The organism is Virgibacillus sp. W0181, assembly GCF_051846915.1.
Classification (GTDB): Bacteria; Bacillota; Bacilli; order Bacillales; family Amphibacillaceae; genus JBPYCR01.
In genome coordinates this window covers 20,125-41,024 of sequence record NZ_JBPYCR010000020.1, presented here as the reverse complement: position 1 = coordinate 41,024, position 20,900 = coordinate 20,125, and the positions used below count along the sequence as shown (strand labels likewise).

21 protein-coding genes and 1 pseudogene are annotated in these 20,900 nt (G+C 39.4%); 13 read left to right on the top strand and 9 right to left on the bottom strand.

What is annotated here, in order from left to right; all coding sequences use genetic code 11:
• The first annotated feature begins 173 nt into the window (after positions 1-173).
• The gene (locus ACLIBG_RS10145; protein WP_439312645.1) at positions 174-2,378 is read left to right on the top strand and encodes an MMPL family transporter; all 2,205 of its coding nucleotides are present in this window, start codon (positions 174-176) and stop codon (positions 2,376-2,378) included.
• A 26-nt stretch (positions 2,379-2,404) separates the two neighbouring features.
• On the opposite strand, the gene ACLIBG_RS10140 is transcribed toward ACLIBG_RS10145, so the two are convergent.
• Together ACLIBG_RS10140 and ACLIBG_RS10135 are read right to left on the bottom strand one after the other, a co-directional pair.
• Complete coding sequence (locus ACLIBG_RS10140) at positions 2,405-3,079, bottom strand: DUF1129 family protein (protein ID WP_439312644.1); 675 nt, start codon at positions 3,077-3,079, stop codon at positions 2,405-2,407.
• Positions 3,072-3,404, bottom strand: a complete 333-nt coding sequence (locus ACLIBG_RS10135) for a PadR family transcriptional regulator (RefSeq protein ID WP_439312643.1) — start codon at positions 3,402-3,404, stop codon at positions 3,072-3,074. Before ACLIBG_RS10135 ends, ACLIBG_RS10140 begins: the two co-directional genes overlap by 8 nt.
• 339 nt (positions 3,405-3,743) lie before the next feature.
• Between ACLIBG_RS10135 and ACLIBG_RS10130 the strand changes: the two genes are divergently transcribed.
• The gene (locus ACLIBG_RS10130; protein ID WP_439312642.1) at positions 3,744-4,454 is read left to right on the top strand and encodes a hypothetical protein; all 711 of its coding nucleotides are present in this window, start codon (positions 3,744-3,746) and stop codon (positions 4,452-4,454) included.
• A gap of 118 nt (positions 4,455-4,572) precedes the next feature.
• Here the strand turns inward: ACLIBG_RS10130 and ACLIBG_RS10125 are convergent, their stop codons facing one another.
• From ACLIBG_RS10125 to ACLIBG_RS10110, 4 genes and pseudogenes are all read right to left on the bottom strand, one after another.
• Positions 4,573-5,112 (bottom strand): DUF420 domain-containing protein, encoded by a 540-nt coding sequence (locus tag ACLIBG_RS10125; RefSeq protein WP_439312641.1) that lies wholly within the window; start codon positions 5,110-5,112, stop codon positions 4,573-4,575.
• Positions 5,113-5,512: 400 nt separating this feature from the next.
• Positions 5,513-6,094 (bottom strand): DUF488 domain-containing protein, encoded by a 582-nt coding sequence (locus ACLIBG_RS10120; RefSeq protein WP_439312640.1) that lies wholly within the window; start codon positions 6,092-6,094, stop codon positions 5,513-5,515.
• A gap of 370 nt (positions 6,095-6,464) precedes the next feature.
• Positions 6,465-6,644, bottom strand: coding sequence for an H-type small acid-soluble spore protein (locus tag ACLIBG_RS10115; protein ID WP_439312658.1), 180 nt, complete (start codon positions 6,642-6,644; stop codon positions 6,465-6,467).
• 42 nt (positions 6,645-6,686) lie between these two features.
• A pseudogene (locus ACLIBG_RS10110) lies at positions 6,687-6,848 on the bottom strand (H-type small acid-soluble spore protein); the annotation flags it as partial.
• A 241-nt stretch (positions 6,849-7,089) separates the two neighbouring features.
• On the opposite strand from ACLIBG_RS10110, the gene ACLIBG_RS10105 reads away from it, so the two are divergent.
• From ACLIBG_RS10105 to ACLIBG_RS10075, 7 genes are all read left to right on the top strand, one after another.
• Positions 7,090-7,374: a hypothetical protein gene (locus tag ACLIBG_RS10105; protein ID WP_439312639.1), complete on the top strand. Its 285-nt coding sequence runs from the start codon at positions 7,090-7,092 to the stop codon at positions 7,372-7,374.
• Between the two features lie 290 nt (positions 7,375-7,664).
• Positions 7,665-7,877: a hypothetical protein gene (locus tag ACLIBG_RS10100; protein ID WP_439312638.1), complete on the top strand. Its 213-nt coding sequence runs from the start codon at positions 7,665-7,667 to the stop codon at positions 7,875-7,877.
• On the top strand, positions 7,856-9,286 hold the full coding sequence (locus ACLIBG_RS10095; RefSeq protein WP_439312637.1) for a hypothetical protein: 1,431 nt from the start codon (positions 7,856-7,858) through the stop codon (positions 9,284-9,286). The genes ACLIBG_RS10100 and ACLIBG_RS10095 overlap by 22 nt, the downstream gene beginning before the upstream one ends.
• Before the next feature lie 17 nt (positions 9,287-9,303).
• Complete coding sequence (locus ACLIBG_RS10090; RefSeq protein WP_439312636.1) at positions 9,304-9,681, top strand: rhodanese-like domain-containing protein; 378 nt, start codon at positions 9,304-9,306, stop codon at positions 9,679-9,681.
• Positions 9,682-10,159: 478 nt separating this feature from the next.
• Complete coding sequence (locus tag ACLIBG_RS10085; protein ID WP_439312635.1) at positions 10,160-10,960, top strand: MOSC domain-containing protein; 801 nt, start codon at positions 10,160-10,162, stop codon at positions 10,958-10,960.
• 129 nt (positions 10,961-11,089) lie between these two features.
• Positions 11,090-12,037, top strand: a complete 948-nt coding sequence (locus tag ACLIBG_RS10080) for a threonine ammonia-lyase (RefSeq protein ID WP_439312634.1) — start codon at positions 11,090-11,092, stop codon at positions 12,035-12,037.
• 164 nt (positions 12,038-12,201) lie between these two features.
• Positions 12,202-12,555, top strand: coding sequence for an STAS/SEC14 domain-containing protein (locus ACLIBG_RS10075; RefSeq protein WP_439312633.1), 354 nt, complete (start codon positions 12,202-12,204; stop codon positions 12,553-12,555).
• A 452-nt stretch (positions 12,556-13,007) separates the two neighbouring features.
• Here the strand turns inward: ACLIBG_RS10075 and ACLIBG_RS10070 are convergent, their stop codons facing one another.
• From ACLIBG_RS10070 to ACLIBG_RS10060, 3 genes are all read right to left on the bottom strand, one after another.
• Positions 13,008-14,219: a quaternary amine ABC transporter ATP-binding protein gene (locus ACLIBG_RS10070; RefSeq protein ID WP_439312632.1), complete on the bottom strand. Its 1,212-nt coding sequence runs from the start codon at positions 14,217-14,219 to the stop codon at positions 13,008-13,010.
• Positions 14,216-15,076, bottom strand: a complete 861-nt coding sequence (locus ACLIBG_RS10065) for an ABC transporter permease (protein ID WP_439312631.1) — start codon at positions 15,074-15,076, stop codon at positions 14,216-14,218. Before ACLIBG_RS10065 ends, ACLIBG_RS10070 begins: the two co-directional genes overlap by 4 nt.
• Before the next feature lie 319 nt (positions 15,077-15,395).
• Positions 15,396-16,415, bottom strand: coding sequence for an ABC transporter substrate-binding protein (locus tag ACLIBG_RS10060; protein WP_439312630.1), 1,020 nt, complete (start codon positions 16,413-16,415; stop codon positions 15,396-15,398).
• Positions 16,416-17,070: 655 nt separating this feature from the next.
• Between ACLIBG_RS10060 and ACLIBG_RS10055 the strand changes: the two genes are divergently transcribed.
• From ACLIBG_RS10055 to ACLIBG_RS10040, 4 genes are all read left to right on the top strand, one after another.
• Positions 17,071-17,664 carry a KpsF/GutQ family sugar-phosphate isomerase gene (locus tag ACLIBG_RS10055; RefSeq protein ID WP_439312629.1) on the top strand — a complete coding sequence of 198 codons (594 nt, stop codon included), beginning with the start codon at positions 17,071-17,073 and terminating at the stop codon, positions 17,662-17,664.
• 9 nt (positions 17,665-17,673) lie between these two features.
• Positions 17,674-18,627, top strand: a complete 954-nt coding sequence (gene rbsK / locus ACLIBG_RS10050; RefSeq protein ID WP_439312628.1) for a ribokinase — start codon at positions 17,674-17,676, stop codon at positions 18,625-18,627.
• 57 nt (positions 18,628-18,684) lie between these two features.
• Positions 18,685-19,758: a sialic acid TRAP transporter substrate-binding protein SiaP gene (locus tag ACLIBG_RS10045; protein ID WP_439312627.1), complete on the top strand. Its 1,074-nt coding sequence runs from the start codon at positions 18,685-18,687 to the stop codon at positions 19,756-19,758.
• A 610-nt stretch (positions 19,759-20,368) separates the two neighbouring features.
• Complete coding sequence (locus tag ACLIBG_RS10040) at positions 20,369-20,899, top strand: TRAP transporter small permease (RefSeq protein WP_439312626.1); 531 nt, start codon at positions 20,369-20,371, stop codon at positions 20,897-20,899.
• Position 20,900 lies beyond the last annotated feature (1 nt).

Below are 20,900 nucleotides of genomic sequence, written 5' to 3'. Positions count from 1 at the left end.
TGTAGTTATATAGAAACAGAAATTATTTATTTTCCCCATCTCAAAGTTGAAAGGTATGTATTCCGAAATGATATAACGTATAGTGGTAAAATAGGAATAATTTAACGGTAACTTTTAACGAAACAAATAAATCTCCTCTGACTTTGATTTTAACGGGAAGGAAGCTGATACATATGAAAAGCGTATTTTCGAATATGATACAATTTGTATCCGGTAAAAAAACTCGCTGGGTGACGATCGTTATTTGGATGTTGCTTGTAGCGGTGTTTTCAATGATATGGCCGCAAGTGAATAGTCAGGAAACAAACTCGAATCAACTGCTCCCGGAAGATGCGATGTCCGTTGAGGCATCAAACCTTTCGGAGGAGCATTTTTCAAGTGACGGTACTCCTCTATTATTGGCATGGTACCGCGGAGGCGGCTTGAAAGATTCTGATTTTGAAAATATCCAGGCCCTTTATGCAGATCTGGCAGAAGATCCGCTTCAAAAGCAACAATTTATCCCCCCGCTCGATCAAGCACCACCAGAGGCGCTGAAAGGATCCGTTTCAGAGGATGGAAAGGCATTAACGACACCGGTGTTATTTGAAAAGGGTGCCTCCGCAGACGAACTGGAAGCGTCATTGGCTAAATTACAGAAAAAGGTGGGTAAGCAGGCAGGGGAGCAAGTCGTTGGATCCGATCTCTCCGATGATGGCTTACATCTTAGATTGACCGGTCCGATCGGGATTCAAACAGACGCAGCATCTTTATTCAGCAGGGCAGATGTCACGTTGTTGATCGCAACGGTAGTCATCGTTCTCGTGTTGCTCGTTTCGCTTTATCGCTCACCGATTTTGGCGCTTGTTCCTTTGGTGGCAGTTGGGTTTGCTTATGGTCTTGTTAATCCGTTACTTGGGGTAATGGCTCAAAAAGGATGGATTGAAGTCGATGCACAAGCCATTTCAATCATGACGGTTCTTTTATTTGGTGCGGGGACCGACTATTGTCTGTTTATGATCTCAAGATACCGTGATGAACTGCGTGAAGAAAAAGATAAGCATATAGCCTTGCAGAACGCGATAAGGGGAACTGGCGGGGCTATTATGATTAGTGCATTAACGACCGTTACAGCCTTATTAACGTTAGCGCTTGCTTATTACGCTTCATATGACCGGTTTGCCGTTCCGTTCAGTTTGTCTATTTTTATTATGGGAATTGCCGCCTTAACATTGCTGCCAGCGTTTTTGTCCCTTTTAGGCCGATTTGCATTTATTCCTTTTATTCCACGAACCGAAGAGATGATTCAAAAGGCAGAAGAGAAAAAGGGGAAAAAGCTGCGTCGTCCAAAATCATCTGGCCCAATCGGCAGAGCCTTTGGACAATGGACAACGGAAAAACCGTGGCTCATTATAATAATTTGTGTTGTTGCTCTTGGCGGACTCGCGGCGTTTACAACAAAGGCTGAATATACATATGGGCTACTCGATTCGTTTCCTGAAGATATGCCTTCACGTGAAGGGTTCTCTATTATAGCAGAACACTTTCCGCCGGGTAATATCGCACCAGTGCAAGTAATCGCTCATACAGATGAAGAATTGACGACACTGAAAGGTGAATTGGCAGAACTGAAAATTGTAGAATCTGTTAGCGATCCAGTGAAAGGGTCAGACGATGATACCTATCAACAATTGAATGTAACGCTATCCATCGATCCTTATTCAGACGAAGCAATTAATGGGGTACCGGATATAAAGGCTGTTGCAGAACAACAGTTGGAGCAGGCCGGTACGGAAAACGCGGAAGAGAATATCTGGATTGGTGGAGAGACAGCAACTTTATATGATACAGAACAAATTGCAAAGCGTGATCAATCCGTTATCATTCCTGCCGTACTAATTATTATTGCATTGTTGCTATTTATTTACTTGCGCTCGTTTGTCGCCATGATTTACTTACTGGCAACCGTCGTATTATCCTATTTTGCTGCATTAGGACTGGGCTGGGCAATCATTCATTATGTTTTGGGAGCATCTGCCATGCAAGGGCTGATCCCAGTTTACGCCTTTGTATTCCTTGTTGCACTTGGGGAAGACTATAATATTTTTATGGCATCGAATATTTGGCGAAAGCGAGAAAAGTTTCCGTTAAAACGGGCGGTTAGGGAAGGTGTTAGCGAAACGAGCGGTGTCATCGGTTCTGCTGGTTTAATTTTAGCGGGGACATTTTCCGTACTTGCCGTTATGCCACTACAAGTACTCGTTCATTTTGGCCTTGTTACGGCAATTGGTATTTTGTTGGATACGTTTGTGGTTCGTCCATTACTCGTACCAGCAATTACGACAGTGCTTGGTCGTTTTGCTTTCTGGCCGGGTAAATTGTGGAAGAAGGAAGATTGATTCGGTTTGGAAAGTAGGAAGGCGATTTATATCGCCTTCCTTGTAATGCGTCCAGCAACATAAAGCAGAAGTCCAAAGAGCAACATGACATAAGACGAGATGTTTAAAACGGGCCCGAAATCGGGTGTAAAGTAGATAATGAAAACAAATATTCCAAGCGAAACCATGCTATATAGCCAGAGAATAAAAAACTCGAGTATTTTGTTAATCTTTTTAAAACAAGCCCAGCGGAGATAGTAGATAATCGCATATAAAAAGATAAAAGCGATTGGAATTGACAACAGCATCATGACGGATGAAGAACCGACGTAAACGGTCTTTGTTAAATCTCCTTTTCCGAAAATGTAGTAAATCACGATATCAAAAACGCCTCTGAAAAATATACTAGCTGCAAGAAAATAGAGGATTCCCATAACGAAAAGTCCTGTTCTTTCCTTCGTCACCATTTTGGGTAGCTCTCCAATAATTTCATTGGCGTATTGCTTCGGATCGTTGCCGAACACTTCTTCTGCCGTTTTCCCTTCTGCCTGCGCCTCCAACAGATGATCGATCATTTCAGATAATATTTCTTCCATGGACTGCTCGGATTTGCTGAATGATAACCGAATATAGACTAGCATCTCTTCATAATAGTCGCGGTTTTCTTTGCTTAAGTGTTTACGCTTTTCGTTATTTTCTTGAATGAGATATTTTTTATCCATCGTTATTCTCCTTTGCCAGCAATCGGTTGACCGGGGTTTTAATCCCTTCCCAGTTTACTCTGAATTGTTCGAGTGCCACTGCACCTTCTGCGGTCAAAAAGTAATATTTACGATTCGGACCAGTAGGCGATTTTTGCATTTTTCCTTGGATTAATTTCTCTTTCTGTAGTCGGAGCAATACGGGATATATCGAACCTTCACTGACAGTTAGCCCGTAACTTTTAAGCTTCAAAGCTAATTCATACCCGTAAACAGTCTCCCTTTCTATAATGGCCAACATGCATCCATCTAAGATTCCTTTTAACAATTGACTTTGAATGGACAAGTGCAACACCTACCTTGTAATGCCATATAGTGAATCAAATAAAAAGGTGAATCGAAAAAAGTGTAAAAAAAGCGTCTATATCTCTACTCAAGGATAAATACAAGCTTATTCACTAGGTCGATGCATCAATCTCCGACACGATAAAGATTTCAAAAAAGTTTATAAAGCAGTAGTATCTTGCATCACAATATAGTGTAACAAAAGGAGCGATTTACGACAACCGGTACCGCTAAAAGTATAGGCGAATACCTATTTTAATTTTGAACCTAGGGTAAATGTCCCTTATTTAGTGGGGAAGCATAAAATAAATTAAATCGTTAATGAAGGGATGTAACAAGTATGGGTTTATTTATAAATGCTGACATGCATCCAGATGTTTTTATGACTAGGGCAACGATTCAAGAGCCAAATCAAGCATATTATCAATATGATGTTTCTTCCGAACGGATGAAGGAGCAAAAGCGCATCAATGAAAATATAATTACCACTATTCAGGATATGAAATCTTTTTATAAGCACCAGGAATTTTTCCGACAACAGAAATGGAAGCGATATGATTTGGAACTGGAGTCACTTCAGGAAAGTCAACTACAAAATGATTCGTTTAAACAAAATGCACGGGAGCGGTTTGCCATGTTGGAAGAGGATCAAAAGAAATTAGAGCATCTGTTGCAGAATGAACGAACGTTAAATAAAGAAGTTGCTGCACAAATTCGAGAGATCCATCAATCCAATCAAGATATGTTAACCATGTTAACAGAACAGGAGAACATGAATAATCAATTGACAGAACAATTAACAAAACAAGCGGACACGCAAGATGCCGTAGCGACAAGATTAGATAAACAGGAAGCATTACTGGAAAAGGCGTTAAGACAGATTGATCAATTTCGTTCTGTTATTTATGAGCGAAGTAATTACCTTGCTGAAAAGGTAGAGAAAAATTATGAAATGACCTCTTCCTATGTTTACCATTTAATGACTGGATCAGAGAAACCTTTTACCTTTTTTATGAAATCGAATAAAAGAGAAGAAAACAAAAAAGAGTGATTGTGGAGGAAAGACTTGGTTTGAAGCAACGCATAGTTAATTGGGAAACTAGATGATTCCTCAAGTATTCCAATCAACTATGCGTTTAAAATAGATTCAAATGATAAGAAGTGTCTGTTTAATAATATGGTGAAATCATTAAATAGACAAGTACACCGGTTAAGCTTACATAAAGCCAGATCGGCATTGTCCAACGAGCAATTTTTCGGTGTTTTTCGACTTGACGAGTAAGCCCCCAAGTAAGTGCAAACAACGCTAAAGCAACAACGATCGGCGCTAGGGAAATATGGGTAATTAAAACGAAGTAATATACCGATTTAATGATCCCTTCTCCGCCAAAGCTAGTGCTAGGGGCAAGTGCATGATACGTCAAATATGTAACAAGAAACAATGCAGTAGTTGAAAACGCAGCAAAAATAAAGTTGCGGTGCATTGTTATGTTTTTGCGCAAAATGAAAAAAAGTGCAGCCAATAAAAAGATAAACGTAAATGAATTAAATATAGCATTTAATCTTGGTAAAATAGTGATATCAAATGGAATGTCCCGATCTTGCTTCGGTATTAAAAATAAAAGTGCAATAGCAAGATTGATAACAATGGTTAGCGTAATAATAATTGGTGTATAATTTTTATCTTTTATAGATTGTTTCTCAGCCATCTTTTTCCCTGCCTTAATGTATTGAAATGTTTTAATATCCAACTGCTATTGTATCATCATTTCTTTGGCCAGACAGGAAAAAGCACTTACGCATTTGGATAAAGGAGAAGACTAGTGAATCTTATACTCTGGAGTGAATCTCAAGATGTTTTGGAATGTTCGATTAAAACCGCCACTTTGCGTGGCTACATCGAACCACCAGCTCCCGGCTGGCGCAGTCGCTACGTTTCTACGACGCACAGGACGTGCTAGTGCAAATCTTTTCGGTGGGACGAGCATTCATGCGCAGTCCCAGGCGTTGCAATAGGATGTTGCGCTTTTAGCCTGCGAGGACGCTTGCGCTTTTCTTAATATAGATATTTACTTCCGCTCAACACTTAGGCGCACTTATACCGTAGCTTTAACTTTCATTTGAAGAGCTGGGTGTATTAGTAACATCACGAGGATAAACAACAGTACCATCTGGTTCAATGATTGGCATTGCCCCCCACTTTCCCTGTTCATGTTCTAAAACTTCAACTTGCCCCTTATTTCCGTCAATGATGTGTTTAACATTCCAACCATTTGCAGCGAGCCAATTACTTACTAATAATCGATGACAGCGAGATGGATGGCGTTCTGAGCAACAATAGGCAGTTCTCTTTTTGCTAGCCATTTGTTTTAGTGCATCAATTCCTTTTTGAAAGTCTAGTGATAATGTATAATCAGCATAATTATGAAATGACTGATTGTTCCAAGCGCCATTCAACTCAGATTGAATCATTTGAGATTGCTTTCTTCTCCCTCCTAGACTAGGGAAATGAATGTATTCAAAACCTGCCTCAGGCAACCATTCCTGCATTCGGTCCTTTGAAAAATGCGGGAATTTCCGACTACCAGGAAATGAACGAACATCAACAACTGCCTGAATATGAGAAACAGCAAGCATGTTAATAAAGTCTTCCTTAGAATGTGTAGAATGACCAATTGTATAGATATTCATTATTCCACCTTCCCCATTAAGATTTAATACTGAGTTTTGTAAAGTACGATGATGGCAGTTTTAGTATGTTTTATAAATGTCCTTTCCTTTAAAGGAAATATTGAAACATTGAGATCCAATGGGGAGTGGGATTGTAGACAGGGTAGATTAGAAAATTGCAAGCGCATTGGGAAGCTCTGACAAGCTTAAACAAAAAATCATAGTGGCGGACTATGACACGAAGCGTTACGAGGTACTGGGCGTTTAATTAGACAAGTATGAATAATTTTTTTATACCTTCTGACCTTTTAAAAAAAGAAAGTGTAACCTCTTTTCTAAAAGTCTGGTACCAATACGTAGAGAAAGGGGGTTACACTTTTTAAATAAAAAGTTAGTGCTCTTGTAATCCGTTAATAGGCACAGTGAATTCATTTTCGGGTTCATCAAGAGGAAATATTCGTGCTGTTTTATTTTGGTCATCAACTTGTTGTATATATACATGCTGCCCGTTATGTGTCACATGCTTCATCTCCGGTGACTGGGCTATTTCACGTGCTTGTTGCGTTGTCATTGATTGTTTTCCGGTTGTAAAAACATCATCTTCTATTAATCCGTTAAGAGGTACAATTTGTTCATGATCCATTTGATTCAACGGAAAAACAGTAGCCGTTTGGTCATGTTCGTTGATTGCTTGAATAAAAACGGGAACTCCATGGTAATTAACATTAATTAATGTAGAGGAATCGATAATGGCCTTCGCACGCTGACTTTCCATTTTTATTGCTCCTTTACGTTTAATTGGTTTTTATTATCTGCATTTGAAGGATAAATTATACGATGAATGGAGCTGGCTAATTGACAGATGACGTGGTGAAAACGTAAGGTAAATGAAAATGGGAAGAAAGATACTTTTTCATAAAACGGACTGGATTGCAAACAGAGTCAATTCCATGGAACCTTTTAACTATAAAAATTAAATTGCACCATTTAAGAACAAATTATAGATGGAGGATTATATGCGTTTAATTGCTAAACAGCCATATATAAAAGTCATAAGAGAAGTCACGAGAATAGAAAAAAAGGAAACCGAAGAAGAACGGATGCTGTATTTGTATGAAAACAAAGTCGTTACCGAATATCGGGAGTTCCCAATTGAAGAAGTTTTAGATATGTCATACCGGAAAATCGGCACCAAAGGCGGCCTTCTGTTAATGCATACGACGAAAGGACTATACTCTTATACAGTCAAAACCGGAACGGAAGATTTTATTAACGCATTTCAAACATATAAAAGCACTTAATGACAATGTAGAGGGGGCGTGCCTCAGCAAGGAAGTAACGCGCTTTAGCGAGGAAGCACCGTGCCTCAAAAAGGAAGGAACGCGCATCAGCAAAAGGAGCCCCTAAATATCAAATAAAAAAATCATTCACAACAAGACATTTAGCTGGTAATGAAAAAAACAGCACCGTATATTGCATGCCTTTACCACCTTACTTCTCACCATTTTACAAAAGCAGAGAAACATCTATTTTTCCTGCCATATGGTAAAATAAAGAGAAATATTAAATTCAATTCAGAGGAGAATCGGGTATGGGGAGTTTTGTACAATCCAATTTTACGGGTCTCCAAGATAAAAAGAACTGCACATTCATCCGTTTTAATATACAAAGACCGAAAAACATCTATAACCACACGAAATCAAAGGAAACGGTCAAGCAATCAGCCAATATATTAATTTCGCCAGTAAACGTTCCGATGCACCCAAAAAAGTATAAAACAGTATGGAAAAACGTGCCCGCATGAAGCGTCTTATTACGTGGGGGCTTCGCTTATCGATTGGTATTTTTGCGGTGCTGCATTTTTTTACATCTATTATTGAAACGGAATTGTTGGAATATATTTTATCGATTAGTGGCTTATTACTTCTTGTTATCGCCGGTTTAAAACATACAGTGCTGAAATTTAAAATCCCTTTTTTCATTTCCCTTAGCGGTGTTTTAATCATTATTTTCGCCAACGGACCTATCATTGAAGGGATTATGCATGGTATTTTAGAGATGCGCAGTATAATTGGCCTCCTTATCATCGTCCCGCTCATCAGCTGGGTGTTGCAGGAAGAACCGTATGTGGAAGATATTATGGCCTTTTTTCATAAATTGCTCAATACGAGTCGTAAATTTTATTTTGGTTTAGTTGCTTTTACGCAAGTTATTGCTTACTTTTTATTATTCGGTTCCATCCCAATGATGTATCAATTTGTAAATATCATTTTAAAGGACAAAAAAGGAGAAGTATGGGAAAATTTTAAAGGGACCGCTATATTAAGAGGTTTTGCATTGTCAAGCATGTGGGTAATTAGTATACCAAGTTTTATTTTCTCAGTAGAGACGTTAGGCGCTTCATTATGGGTTGCGATTTTACAAGGATTCGGTATGGCCATGATCGGAACGGTCGTTGCTGTTATTTTTTCTGCGTTCCAGGAAAAAAGCTACGGTGTTCAGTTAACACCTGCCTTGAATACGGAAATTAATAATGTGTTGGAGCACGCGTCAAATGTAAAAGTGCGTAAACAGAAGGTGATTGAGTTTTTCCTTTTGTTCATTACATTATTCGGTACAATATTTTTGCTGCACGCTTTGTTACATGTCGCTCTAATGCTTATTATCCCATTCGTCGTCATTTTATGGACGTTTAGCTTTTATGTGTATAAAGGAAAAATGAAAAAGTTCTTTCGGATAATGGTCCAATATTTTAATGAGGATATGACGAAGCAGTCGTACCAACTAAGCGTTATGGTTGCTGTCGGCTTATTGATTTATGGCCTGAATCAAACGGATTTTGCGAGCGTTGTCGTGGATGGACTTTATTATACACGAGATCACTTGCCATTTCTAAACTTGCTTTACCTTCTGCCATTTATCGTTATCATTCTTGGATTCTTTAGTTTAGGCCCGTTGACGGTAATGGTTTTGGTCACTGGGATTCTCGAAAGTATGGCGCTTCCGTATCCACCGGAACTGATTGTTCTTGCAATTACGTCTGGGAGTGTTATTACCATTTTACTGTCACCCGTCGTTATGCCTGTTATTGTATTAAGTGGTGCCAATGGTTTAGGCTTGTTTACAAATGGAGTCAAATTTAATATAAAGTATAGCATTGTTTTTTATGTGATTGTTCAAGTTTATATTCAAACAATGATTTATTTCAAATAATTAAAGGAGGTTTATTCATGGATTTAATTATTTTTGCGATATCATTTTTGTTTGGAGCGCTCGTGTTGAAGAAGATATTCCCACCTCGTGGCGTGGAACAATTGACGACTGATGAATTACGTCTTATGTTAAAAGATAAAGAAAATAATGACCATTATTACATCGACGTTCGAACGCCCAGGGAGTATGAACGGCTGCATATATTTGGTTTTAAAAATATTCCTTTATATGATCTTAAAAAGGAAGTTCATACGCTGCCAAAGGATAAGAAGATCGTCGTTGTATGTCAAACAGGTATGCGCGGAAATGAAGCTTGTAAAAGGTTAAAACGTCGTGGATTTACGGATTTGGCGAATGTCAGGGGCGGTGTCAGTACGTGGGAACCGCACGGGTGAAAGTATAACGAAATGAATAAATCCCCACTCTTAAGTTGTCAAAATTTTTAACAGCATGAAAGAAGAAACCTTTCGTAGATATATAACGCACTCATTTGTGGGCGCTGATATAGATATGAAAGGTTTTTCTTTTTTTTAAGATCAGAAAGTATATAATTTTGTGCATAAATGTCTAGCTTAAGCGCCCAGCCCCTCGAGGTCTTAAGCAATAACTCTTCGTGACAAAAACCGTCACTACGAATTCTTGCTTAAGCTTGTCGGGGCTGACCAGGGCGCTTGCGCTTTTCTTAAAGGAAGTGAGTGGGCATGTCCATCGTTCATCTCCATGGTGCACAATGAATTTTGTGCTCGCCCAATCTATCGTATAAATATAGCCAATTGTGTGATTATTCACCATGAATGACGTACAATGTATATAAGGACAAAATGATATACATAAACAGATAAGGCTATTAATTATCGGATGGGAGGCGTTACCATGCAGGTAGCTTCGTTATGGAGATACCCGGTAAAATCGATGATGGGCGAGGAATTAAATGCTTGTTCCATTACAGAAAAAGGAGTACATGGTGATCGGGCATATGGTGTAGTTGACCAGGAAACAGGAAAATTGGCTAATGCAAAAAATCCGAAGAAATGGCCGGATATGTTTTATTATCGAGCGGCTTACACGGAGCCTATTCAGTCAATCGGGTCTATTCCACCGGTTCGGATCACTATGCCGAATGGAGATTTCGTATTAAGTAATGAAAAGGAAATAAACGAACGATTATCTGCAAGTTTTGATCGACAAGTGGCACTTGGATCCCCTACCCTTGAGAAGGTCGAGTTTGAAGGGTACGTGCCGGAAGAAATAAAGGAACTAGAGGATAGAGGAACAATATTTTCTAAAGCCTCTCCGGAGGGAACCTTTTTTGATCTTGCGATGGTTCATATAATAACAACCGCCACGATTGACAGGCTACGAAAGCTGACACCATCAAGTCGGATTGAGCCAAGACGCTTTCGGCCAAATATCATTATCGATGTACCGGATGTGGAAGGTTTTGTAGAAGAGAAATGGGTGGATAAAATCATTTCCATCGGTGATGATGTTCAATTGAAAATTATTCAACCAACAAAGCGCTGTGTTATGACAACACTGCCACAAGGAGATTTGCCAAAGGACTCCAACGTACTGCGAACACTTGCTCAACAAAATAACGGCAATTTCGGGGTGTATGCAGAGGTCGTGAAAACCGGTCGTCTTCAATCTGGGGATTCTGTTGTTGTGCGATAAGCTGGCTGTACATATTTACAAGGCTATTTTTTACCGAGCATAGGCTTTATCCAGCACATTTTTTCACTGCAAATCATTAAAGAATTGTCATTGGTGAGATGGAAAGAGCGGAAAGGGGGCCCGGTGCCGTTGATTACACTAAAAGATATTCAACAAGCAAGAGCAACTATTAAAGCTATTACAAAAGTTACACCAATCTTCACTTCGGAGCAGCTCTCAGCTGTTTGTAAAAACACCTTTTTTTTAAAAGCGGAACATCTCCAGAAAACGGGGTCCTTCAAAATTCGAGGGGCTACGAATAAGGTGACACAGGCTGTAAAGGATGGTGCTACGTTTGTGACGGCAGCTTCATCAGGGAATCACGGTCAAGCCGTAGCTTATATTGCCAACCAATTAGGGATACAAGCAACGATTGTTGTCCCAGAAGATGCTGCTTCCTGCAAGTTAGACGCAATTAAAGCATATAATGGCAAGGTAGAAGCTTGCGGCACAACCTCTGCGGAACGGATTCCAAGAGCAAAAATGCTTGCAAAAGAGATGGATGGCGTATTCATTCCGCCGTATGATGATCCCTTTATTATGGCTGGTCAAGGTACAGTGGGACTGGAGATCCTAGAGCAGCTGGATGAGATCGATGCAATCGTTGTTCCCGTAGGCGGTGGGGGACTTATGTCGGGTATTGTAACTGCCGTAAAAGAAACCAACCCAAGTATCCGTGTAATTGGAGTAGAACCAGATACAGCGAATGATACTTATCTTTCACTGAAAAAAGGACAAATAACGTCTATTCCCCGAACGTCAACGATAGCCGATGGATTAAGAACAAGCCAGCCCGGCGATCTTACTTTTCCTGTACTACAAAAGTATTTGGATGACCTCGTCTTAGTTAGCGAAAATGAAATTCGTCATGCATTTACATTTGTTTTTGAACGAATGAAACAAGTAATTGAACCTTCCAGTGCCACAACAATTGCGGCGGCGATGTATGCCAAACTTGGCATTCAAGGGAAAAACGTCGTAGCGATTCTGTCCGGAGGTAATGTCGATGTGAGACAAATGGCAAGCTTTTTACGATAGGTTGGGTGCGATTCCTTATATCAATTTTGTACCAAAGTAAATTGATCCATGTACACTTGTTAAGTTAATAATTTTCAGCTAAGGAAAGTACCACCTATGTTTAATTCTATAGACATAAAGGAATGACTTTTGTAGAGGATTACAACAGAAAGGTGGTTTTTGAGATGATTGATATTATAAGTGCGGATCATAGTCCAGTTATCGAAATAACGATTAATGGCAAGATTACTAAATCAGATATGGACAAATTTGAAGAGTTACTCAGTAAAAAGGTCACCGAGCAGGAGCGGATCAATTTGTTGCTCATTGCCGAGAATTGGAGCGGTATTACGCCAAAAGGATTTTTAGAGGATATGAAAATGACTAAACATCTGAACAGCATAAAGAAAGCAGCATTGGTTTCAGACAAAACATGGATAAAAGCAGGTGCTAAGCTAGAAAACCTCTTTCCGGGCATTCAAGTAGATTATTTCACACCAGATAATAAATCTGCAGCTATAGACTGGTTAAAAAGTTAAAATCGAAATGGACAAAATAAGTTGAGAGAGGGTAACAGCTTTTGAATTGTTACCCATTTTTTGAAAGATAAGAATGTATAAAATTTGTCGCATATCTGTCTAGCTTCAGCGCCCAGAAACTAGGCGACTTCCCACAGCGCCTTACGATAAAGAAGACTTGCCGATTGGCTTCAGCCAGAGGCTTAGTCGCCCTTATGCCCTTGGGTGAAAGTCATCATCGATTCGGTAAGACAAAGGAGGGCCGACTAAACATGGCCTTTGCGGCCAACGTCGGCATACCCCTTTTGCAGGGGCATGATTTCTTTATCTCAGTTGCTTTGGTCCACTCGCTACGTTTCTAGGCGGGGCGCTTGCGCTTTTCTTATTTGAACTTTGGTTTAGAATTCAAAAAACAAGTCCCTGCCTTGACATGATGCGATCAGAGGGGAGGGACTGACAATTTTATGAATATATTATTCTTTATTTACATCATCATTTCCATTCACATCTTCAGACACAAGTCCTGCCAAAACGTGTACCCGTAAAATAATGCCGACAAGTTTTTCTTCTTCATTTACAACGGCAAGTGGGTAGGTTGATTCAAGTGCTTTAGGGATAAGCTCGCTAACATATTCATCCTTATAAACGGATGAAATATCTTTGCGTAGTACATCTTCTATTGTCTTTTTCTCCTTCAGTCCTTTTACCGCATCGTCAATTGTAATAAGTCCTTTCAAGCGCCGGCTGCGGTCAACGGCAAAAACAGTGGAAAGTCCGTTCGATTTCATTTCTTTAATCGCTACATTTAAGCCGTCTTTCATGGAGACAAGAGCATTTGGTTTAATCATAATATGTTCGGCTTGAAAGATCTTTGATCGATCAATATCTTTAATAAATTCTGATATATATTCATTTTCCGGAGCTTCTATAATTTCTTCTGGTGTTCCAACTTGTATGACCCGGCCGTCCTTCATAACAGCTACGCGGTCTCCTAATTTAAACGCTTCATTCACATCATGGGTGATAAAAATAATCGTTTTTTGTAGCCGGTCTTGTATATCAAGTAGCTCCAGCTGCATTTCTCTTCGAATGAGCGGATCTAGTGCACTAAAGGGTTCATCCATTAGCAGAATATCAGGGTCGTTTGCAAGTGCTCGGGCCAGGCCAACACGTTGCTGCATTCCGCCTGACAATTCTTCTGGATATTTATCTTCATACCCTTTTAATCCTACAATTTCAATGTTTTTAAGTGCGATTTGTTTACGCTCTTCTTTTGAAATGTTGCGGATTTCCAACCCATATTCGACATTACCTAAAATAGTACGGTGGTTAAACAAGCCAAAGTGTTGAAAGACCATCGCAATTCTTTCTTGCCTAATCTTTTTTAATCTTCCTTTATTGTGCATAATAATATTTTCATCGTCTAAGTAGATTGCACCTGAAGTCGGCTTATTCAATAAGTTAAAGCAGCGAATCAACGTTGACTTTCCACTGCCGGATAAACCCATAATGACAAACACTTCGCCTTTATTAATTTCCAATGAAGCGTCATATACACCAACGGTATGTCCGGTTTTGGCTAATATTTCATCTTTGGACATCCCTCTTTCAATCATTGGAACAATCGACTTGGGACGGGATCCGAAAATTTTAGAGACATGTTCCAGTCTGATTTGTTTTGTCACTTGCTCAGCCTCCTGTGCTTCTGGAATTTATCAGCAATTCCATTTGTAATCCGATCAATAATGATAGCCAAAAATACAATACTGATTCCTGCTTCAAAGCCCAGTGCAATATCAATTCGATTTATGGAAACGAGCACTTGCTCTCCTAGTCCTTTGGCACCCACCATTGAAGCGATAACGACCATGGCCAGTGCCATCATCGTCGTTTGGTTCACCCCGGTCATAATCGTCGGAAGTGCTTGCGGAAATTGTACTTTACGCAGTGTTTGCCATTTGGATGATCCGAAAGATAGGGCGGATTCAACGACCTCTTTATCTACGCCTCGAATGGCAAGTTCTGTTAAACGGATCACCGGCGGCAATGCGTATATAAGCGTTGCAAAAATAGCCGATACATTTCCAAGTCCAAAAAAGAAGATGGCTGGGATTAAGTATACAAAGCTTGGCATTGTCTGCATTGCATCAAGTAAAGGGCGGATGACATTGGATGTCCGTTGACTGTAAGCCATCCAAACTCCTACCGGTATTCCGATAAGCAAACATATGAGCACGGCGGCAGTAATAATCGCGATCGTTGTCATCATATCTTCCCATAAGCCAAAGGTTCCAATTAAAAAGATAAAGAAGCCAAAAAGCAAACCGGAGTATATGGAAACGAAATACCAAGCAATAAAAATAATGATAAGAATAAACAGCCACCATGGCATGCCTACGAGAAAGTCATCAATTCCATTAATCGTTCGGGATGAAATAAAGAAAATAAAATCAAAAAATCCTTCAAGCGTACTATCCAAAAAACTGATGAAGCTGTCAACATAATCACCAATGTGTGTTTGTATATCGGGGAATTCATACATAACAAATTCAACTGCAAATCCGCAGTCTGTTCACCTCTCTTTTCTATTAAAATTGGCAATCAAATGGTCGAGTGGAAAAGTATAAAAATAGACAAATAGAATATTTTTGATTCCTGGAACGTTAAGAACGCCACATCCTCTGGTTTGCGTCGACATTAGGATGTCCTCTGCAACGTAGGAACCGAGTATTTCATTTATGCAATTTAAAAAAGCTGCTGCAAAACTATGATACGGCTAGCTATAAAAATAGAGTGATTGAATTGTTTGGTTAAGGAAAGAAAGCAGCTAACCAAATCGGTCAGCTGCCCCTATTAATCAACTATTCTAGAGCACCTTTGACTTTTTCAGCGATTTCTTCTGAAACCCATTCTGTCCATACATCTTCATGTTCTTCCATCCACCATTTTCCGGCTTCTTCCGCCGATACTTCATTCTTTTCCATGTACATTAATGCATCTTCAGTAAGCTCGGTACTCGTTTCGTAGTTCTTTAAAAATTCAACAACATCAGGAGCTTGATCTGGCATATCTTTATGAACGGCAACAGTCACGTCATTTGGCGGAAATGCAGTGCCTCTCGTTTCATCCCAAGTTTCGCGGTCAAACTCCGGCTCTTCCAAAATCGTTAAGTCATATTTTGCAGTAACCCAAGTTGGTGACCAGTAGTACCCTACCCATGCTTCACCTTTTTCATATGCATTCACGAGATCAGCAACTAAAGCGGAGTCGGATCCAGGAATGAAATTTTCCATTGTTTCATCCAGTCCGTATGTTTCAAATTTCATTGTAATGGATTCTTCAACGGTCCATCCGCTCGGTCCATTTAAAATACGACCACGGCCAGGATTCTCAGGGTCCTCAAATACATCGGGATATTCTTTAAGGTCCTCTACCGTACGTAAATCTGGCGCCATTGGCTCTATGCCACGTTCTTCATCCCCTTCAATTACGTAAGTAGGAACATACAATCCTTGTTCATTGTCATCGAAGTTAACAGCTAATTCAACAATTTCTCCAGCATCAATTGCTTCTTCATAAGCCGGTTCGAGGTTATCCGTCCACACTTCCGTATACACGTCTAAATCCCCTTCGCGTAGACCTTGGAAAGTGGCCATTGTAGATCCCGTGGTTGTTTCTGTTTCATAACCAAGTCCCTCTTCAATAATGGTTTGAGCAACAAAATTATGAACTTTGATGCTATCCCAACCTGCATCGGCAAATTTGATTACTTCCTTGTCTTTAGTGTCACCGTCATTATTAGCAGCAGAGGAATTGTCATTCCCACATGCGGTCAATAAAAGCAATAATAATGTAAATAATAAAAGCGAAATACGTTTCATAAAACTACTCCTTTAATCGTTAATTTTATAATGAACTGTTTAGTGGTCCCTGCATAATGAATAGCCTTAATCGTCGGAAAAGTGAATGGAAAAGAGGCAGGAATGGTTAAGCGCAGTGTGTTTTATCTTACCCTATTAGTCGGAAATTTTCAAATGCTCAAAAGAATGATAATTAGGAATTATTTGCAGTTATAAGCAGCTATTACCGTAAAAGTGGTGAAAAACGACATAATAGTATTGATTTCAAAAGATATCAATGCAACACAGAGGGAAGGGTGAAAAATCAATTAGTCATAAACCGAATTTTAATAGATAATGATCTCTGCTAGTACAGTTCTTTCATGGAAATAAACGAATAAGAGTGAGATTACCAAGTATTTTTTAGCCCACTTTTCATGGTGAAAGATAAAGTTTGTATCGATCTTTGCGTTGCTGAAGCTCATTCAGCATTGATTGTTAAACCACTATTTGCTTTTTCTAAGATGAATAGAATTCAATAAATGCAACATAATAAACAATGTGAAAATAAAGTGTCATAAATCAGTTGAAAAAAACAATAAATTTTAAAATCCTATAGACAACTTTTATATAATGATGTAAACTAATAGGTAAACGTTTACGTAAACGTTTACAGGTGGGGAGGAGGAATTACAGCTTGAGTAATGAATCTTATTTAAAAAGTGTAATTGAAAAAGAAGCGCAAGCAGTATTTGAGCTTTCCGAACAGGTCGGGCCTAATTTTGACGCGGCTATTCAACTGATCGAAAACAGCAGTGGAAAGGTTGTTATTACTGGTGTAGGTAAATCAGGACACATTGGTAAAAAGATCGCGGCTACATTTGCAAGCACTGGGACTCCAGCATTTTTCGTTCATTCAACGGAAGGAGTTCACGGAGATTTAGGCATGATTGAAGAATGTGATGTCGTTATCTTAATATCCAACAGTGGTGAAACAGCAGAAGTATTAAGTTTACTTCCGAGTATTAAAACCATTGGAGCTCGCTGTATTTCAATTACAAAAAATGCGGAGTCAACACTTGCTTCATCTTCAGATGTGGCTTTGACGTATTCATATAGTGAAGAAGCAGATCACCTTGGTCTGGCACCGACGACAAGCTCCACATTAACACTCGTTATTGGTGATGCATTAGCGTGCACTCTCTCGAAAAATAAAGACTTTAAAAAAGAGAATTTCCACGTTTTTCATCCCGGAGGAAGTTTAGGTAAACAACTAGAGACAAATGATTGAGGCGATTATATGCTACAAAATGATCGAAATAATAAACCTAATATAATAGTAATTGGTAGTTTTATGATGGATTTAATTGTACGCACCTCGCGCTTTCCAAATGTGGGAGAAACTATTATAGGAAATAACTTTTCTCGGTTCCCGGGTGGTAAAGGAGCAAATCAAGCAGTTGCTGCTTCGCGTCTTGGCGGGCAGGTAACGATGGCAGGAAAATTAGGGGACGATGAATTTGGTAAGGAATTTCAACAAACCCTTACAGAACATGGAGTAAATACAGATTATGTTTTATACGATTCATGCGCGCCTACCGGAATAGGTTCCATTAGTTTAGATGCAGAGGGCGACAATAAAATAATAGTAGTTCCTGGTGCAAATATGCAATATAATGTTGACGACCTGAAACGGCTTGAAACGCTTATTGACGGAATGGACATAATGGTTTTGCAGCTTGAAATGGATTTAAATGTGGTTGAGGCGGCCGTAATGATTGCAAAAGATAAAGACATACCAGTTATTCTAAACCCAGCGCCAGCTACCGAATTAAGTGCTAAACTATTAAGTCATGTAACATTTCTAACTCCGAATGAATCAGAAGCAGAATTATTAACCGGCGTTCCAATACATCATTTAAAGGATGCAGAACGGGCGGGGCAAAAATTGCTCGATTTAGGTGTTAAACACGTCGTTATCACGCTTGGTGAAAATGGCGCTGCACTTATCGACAAGACAGGAATGCATCATGTTCCCGGATTCCCGACCAACGTAGTGGATACGGTAGCAGCAGGCGACTCGTTCAATGGAGCACTTGCTGTAGCTCTGGCAAAAGGAGAATCATTGAAGGATGCAGTTGAGTTTGCTAATTGTGCTGGTGCATTGGCGGTTACGAAAGTAGGAGCAATTCCATCAATACCGGAATTAAAAGATGTTAAAAAGCTCTTGTCAGCCAATGTTTCAACATCATAAGTGAAATAAAGCTTATGCTTTATCAATAAATATATATTTTAGGAAGGGGATAAAAAAATGAAAAAGAAAAATTGGTTTTTGTCTATAGCGGTACTTGGTTTAATTCTTTTCTTAGCAGCATGTGGAGGGGGAAATAATGAAGGGAATGAATCCAGTTCCAATAATTCCAACTCAGAAACAGCATCAGATAATGAAGGCACTGATAAAACATTTGAGTTAAACTTCTCTACTGCAAGTGTACCAAATGATGCACATACAGAAGGTTTGTATACGTTAAAAGAGTCCATTGAAGAAAAGACGGACGGTCAAGTTACAGTGAATGTACATCATTCCGCTTCTCTGTATACTCAGGAAAACGAGGCGCAAGCGTTGATGAGAGGTAATTTGGAAATGGCTTATGTTTCAGCACCGTGGGTAGCGGAAAACATTCCGTCCATGTCCATGTTTACTTCAGGTTATTTATTTAAAGACTATGACCATATGACGGAAGTGTATAATGGGGAAATTGGTGAAGAAGTATTTGAGCAAATTGTTGATGAACTTGGTATTAGACCACTTGGTGCATATTACTTAGGTTCAAGACAATTAAATTATCGCGATATTGGCAAGGAAATTACAAAGCCGGAAGACCTAAAAGGTGTAACACTTCGTATGCCTAACACAGAATCCTGGTTGTTCTTGGGAGAAGCACTTGGGGCGAACCCGACACCGGTTGATTTTTCCGAATTATATATGGCTTTAAGTTCAGGTACAGTTGATGCACAAGATAACCCACTACCGACTGTACAAAATGCAAAGTTTTATGAGGTAGCAGAAAATATTACATTGACGTACCATGTAATTGACACGGTATGGCCAACAATTAATGAAGAAGTATGGCAGGAAATGGGCCCTGAACTACAGGAAAAAATGTATGAAGCGGTTGAAGATGCCAGAGAAACTGTTGATACTATGAATATTGAAGCAGAAGCAGAGCTTGTAGAGTTTTTTGAAAATGAAGGCGTAAATGTCGTGGAAGCAGATATTGACGCATTTATGAGTCATGTACAAGATGAATATATGAATAATGAAGAAATGACGAGCTCTTGGGATATGGATTTATACGAAAAGATTCAGGATATGGCGAAGTAAATTTTGAAACAATATACTTGACCCCACATGCATATTGTAGGGTCAAGTATTTATTATAAAGGTTATCAAGTATAAAATTTGGCGCTTAGCTGTCTAGCTTCGACGTACAGGATGTTCTAGTGCAGGCGACGCCACAGGACGTGGCGTTCTAAGCCTGCCAGCAACCAGCAACTAGCAAACTTCACACTCCTCTACTGTGATAAAGAAGACTTGCCGATTGGCTTTAGACAAAGGCTTAGTCGCCCTTATGCCCTTGGGTGAAAGTCAACATCGTCTCGTACCTAAGGAAGGCCGACTAAGAACGGGCTTTGCGCCCAACGTCGGCATACCCCTTTTGCAGGGGCATGTTTCCTTTATCTCATTTCGGAATGTTCCAGTTTGTACGTTGCTAAACGGGCGCTTGCGCTTTTCTTAAAAGGTAAGAAAGTATAAATTTTTGCGCATAGCTGTCTAGCTTAATCGCCCAGAAACTAGGCGACTTCCCGCAGCGCCTTACGATAAGTCATCATTGATTCGCCATGCTCATCGTGATTCCTTTATCTCAGTTGCTTCGGTCCAGTCGCTACGTTTCTAAGCAGGGCGCTTGCGCTTTTCTTATTGAGGTGTTTCGATGTCAACTTTTAAAAAGGTTATTCTATCATTCAGAAACTTTGTTGAGGTTTATGTGCCGGCAATTGCATTTTTTATTATGTTCATAGCTTTTGTAGTACAGGTGTTCAGCCGCTATGTCTTGAACGCCCCTTTGGCATGGACATATGAAATAACTGCAATTGGGTTTGTTTGGACGATTATTTTAGGTGCGATCTATGCACGGAGAACCGATGACCATGTTTCTTTTACGTTTATATACGATATGGTATCCGAAAAAATTCAGTTAATCTTTCGGGTGATTGGAAATGTAATGGTTATTGTTTTAATTGCAGTAGCTATTTATCCAACTTACGATTTTATTCAGTTTTCTAAAATATCAAAGACAACTACTTTTAGTGTGCCGATGAATGTCGTTTATTTCCCGTTTTTACTCCTGATGATTATGCTTATTTTATATTCAGTGATAGATATAGCAATTGATATAAGCAAGTTTAAGCGTCAAATAAAAGGCAAAAACAATGTAATTGAAGATTCAGAGGGGGGGCGTTAAC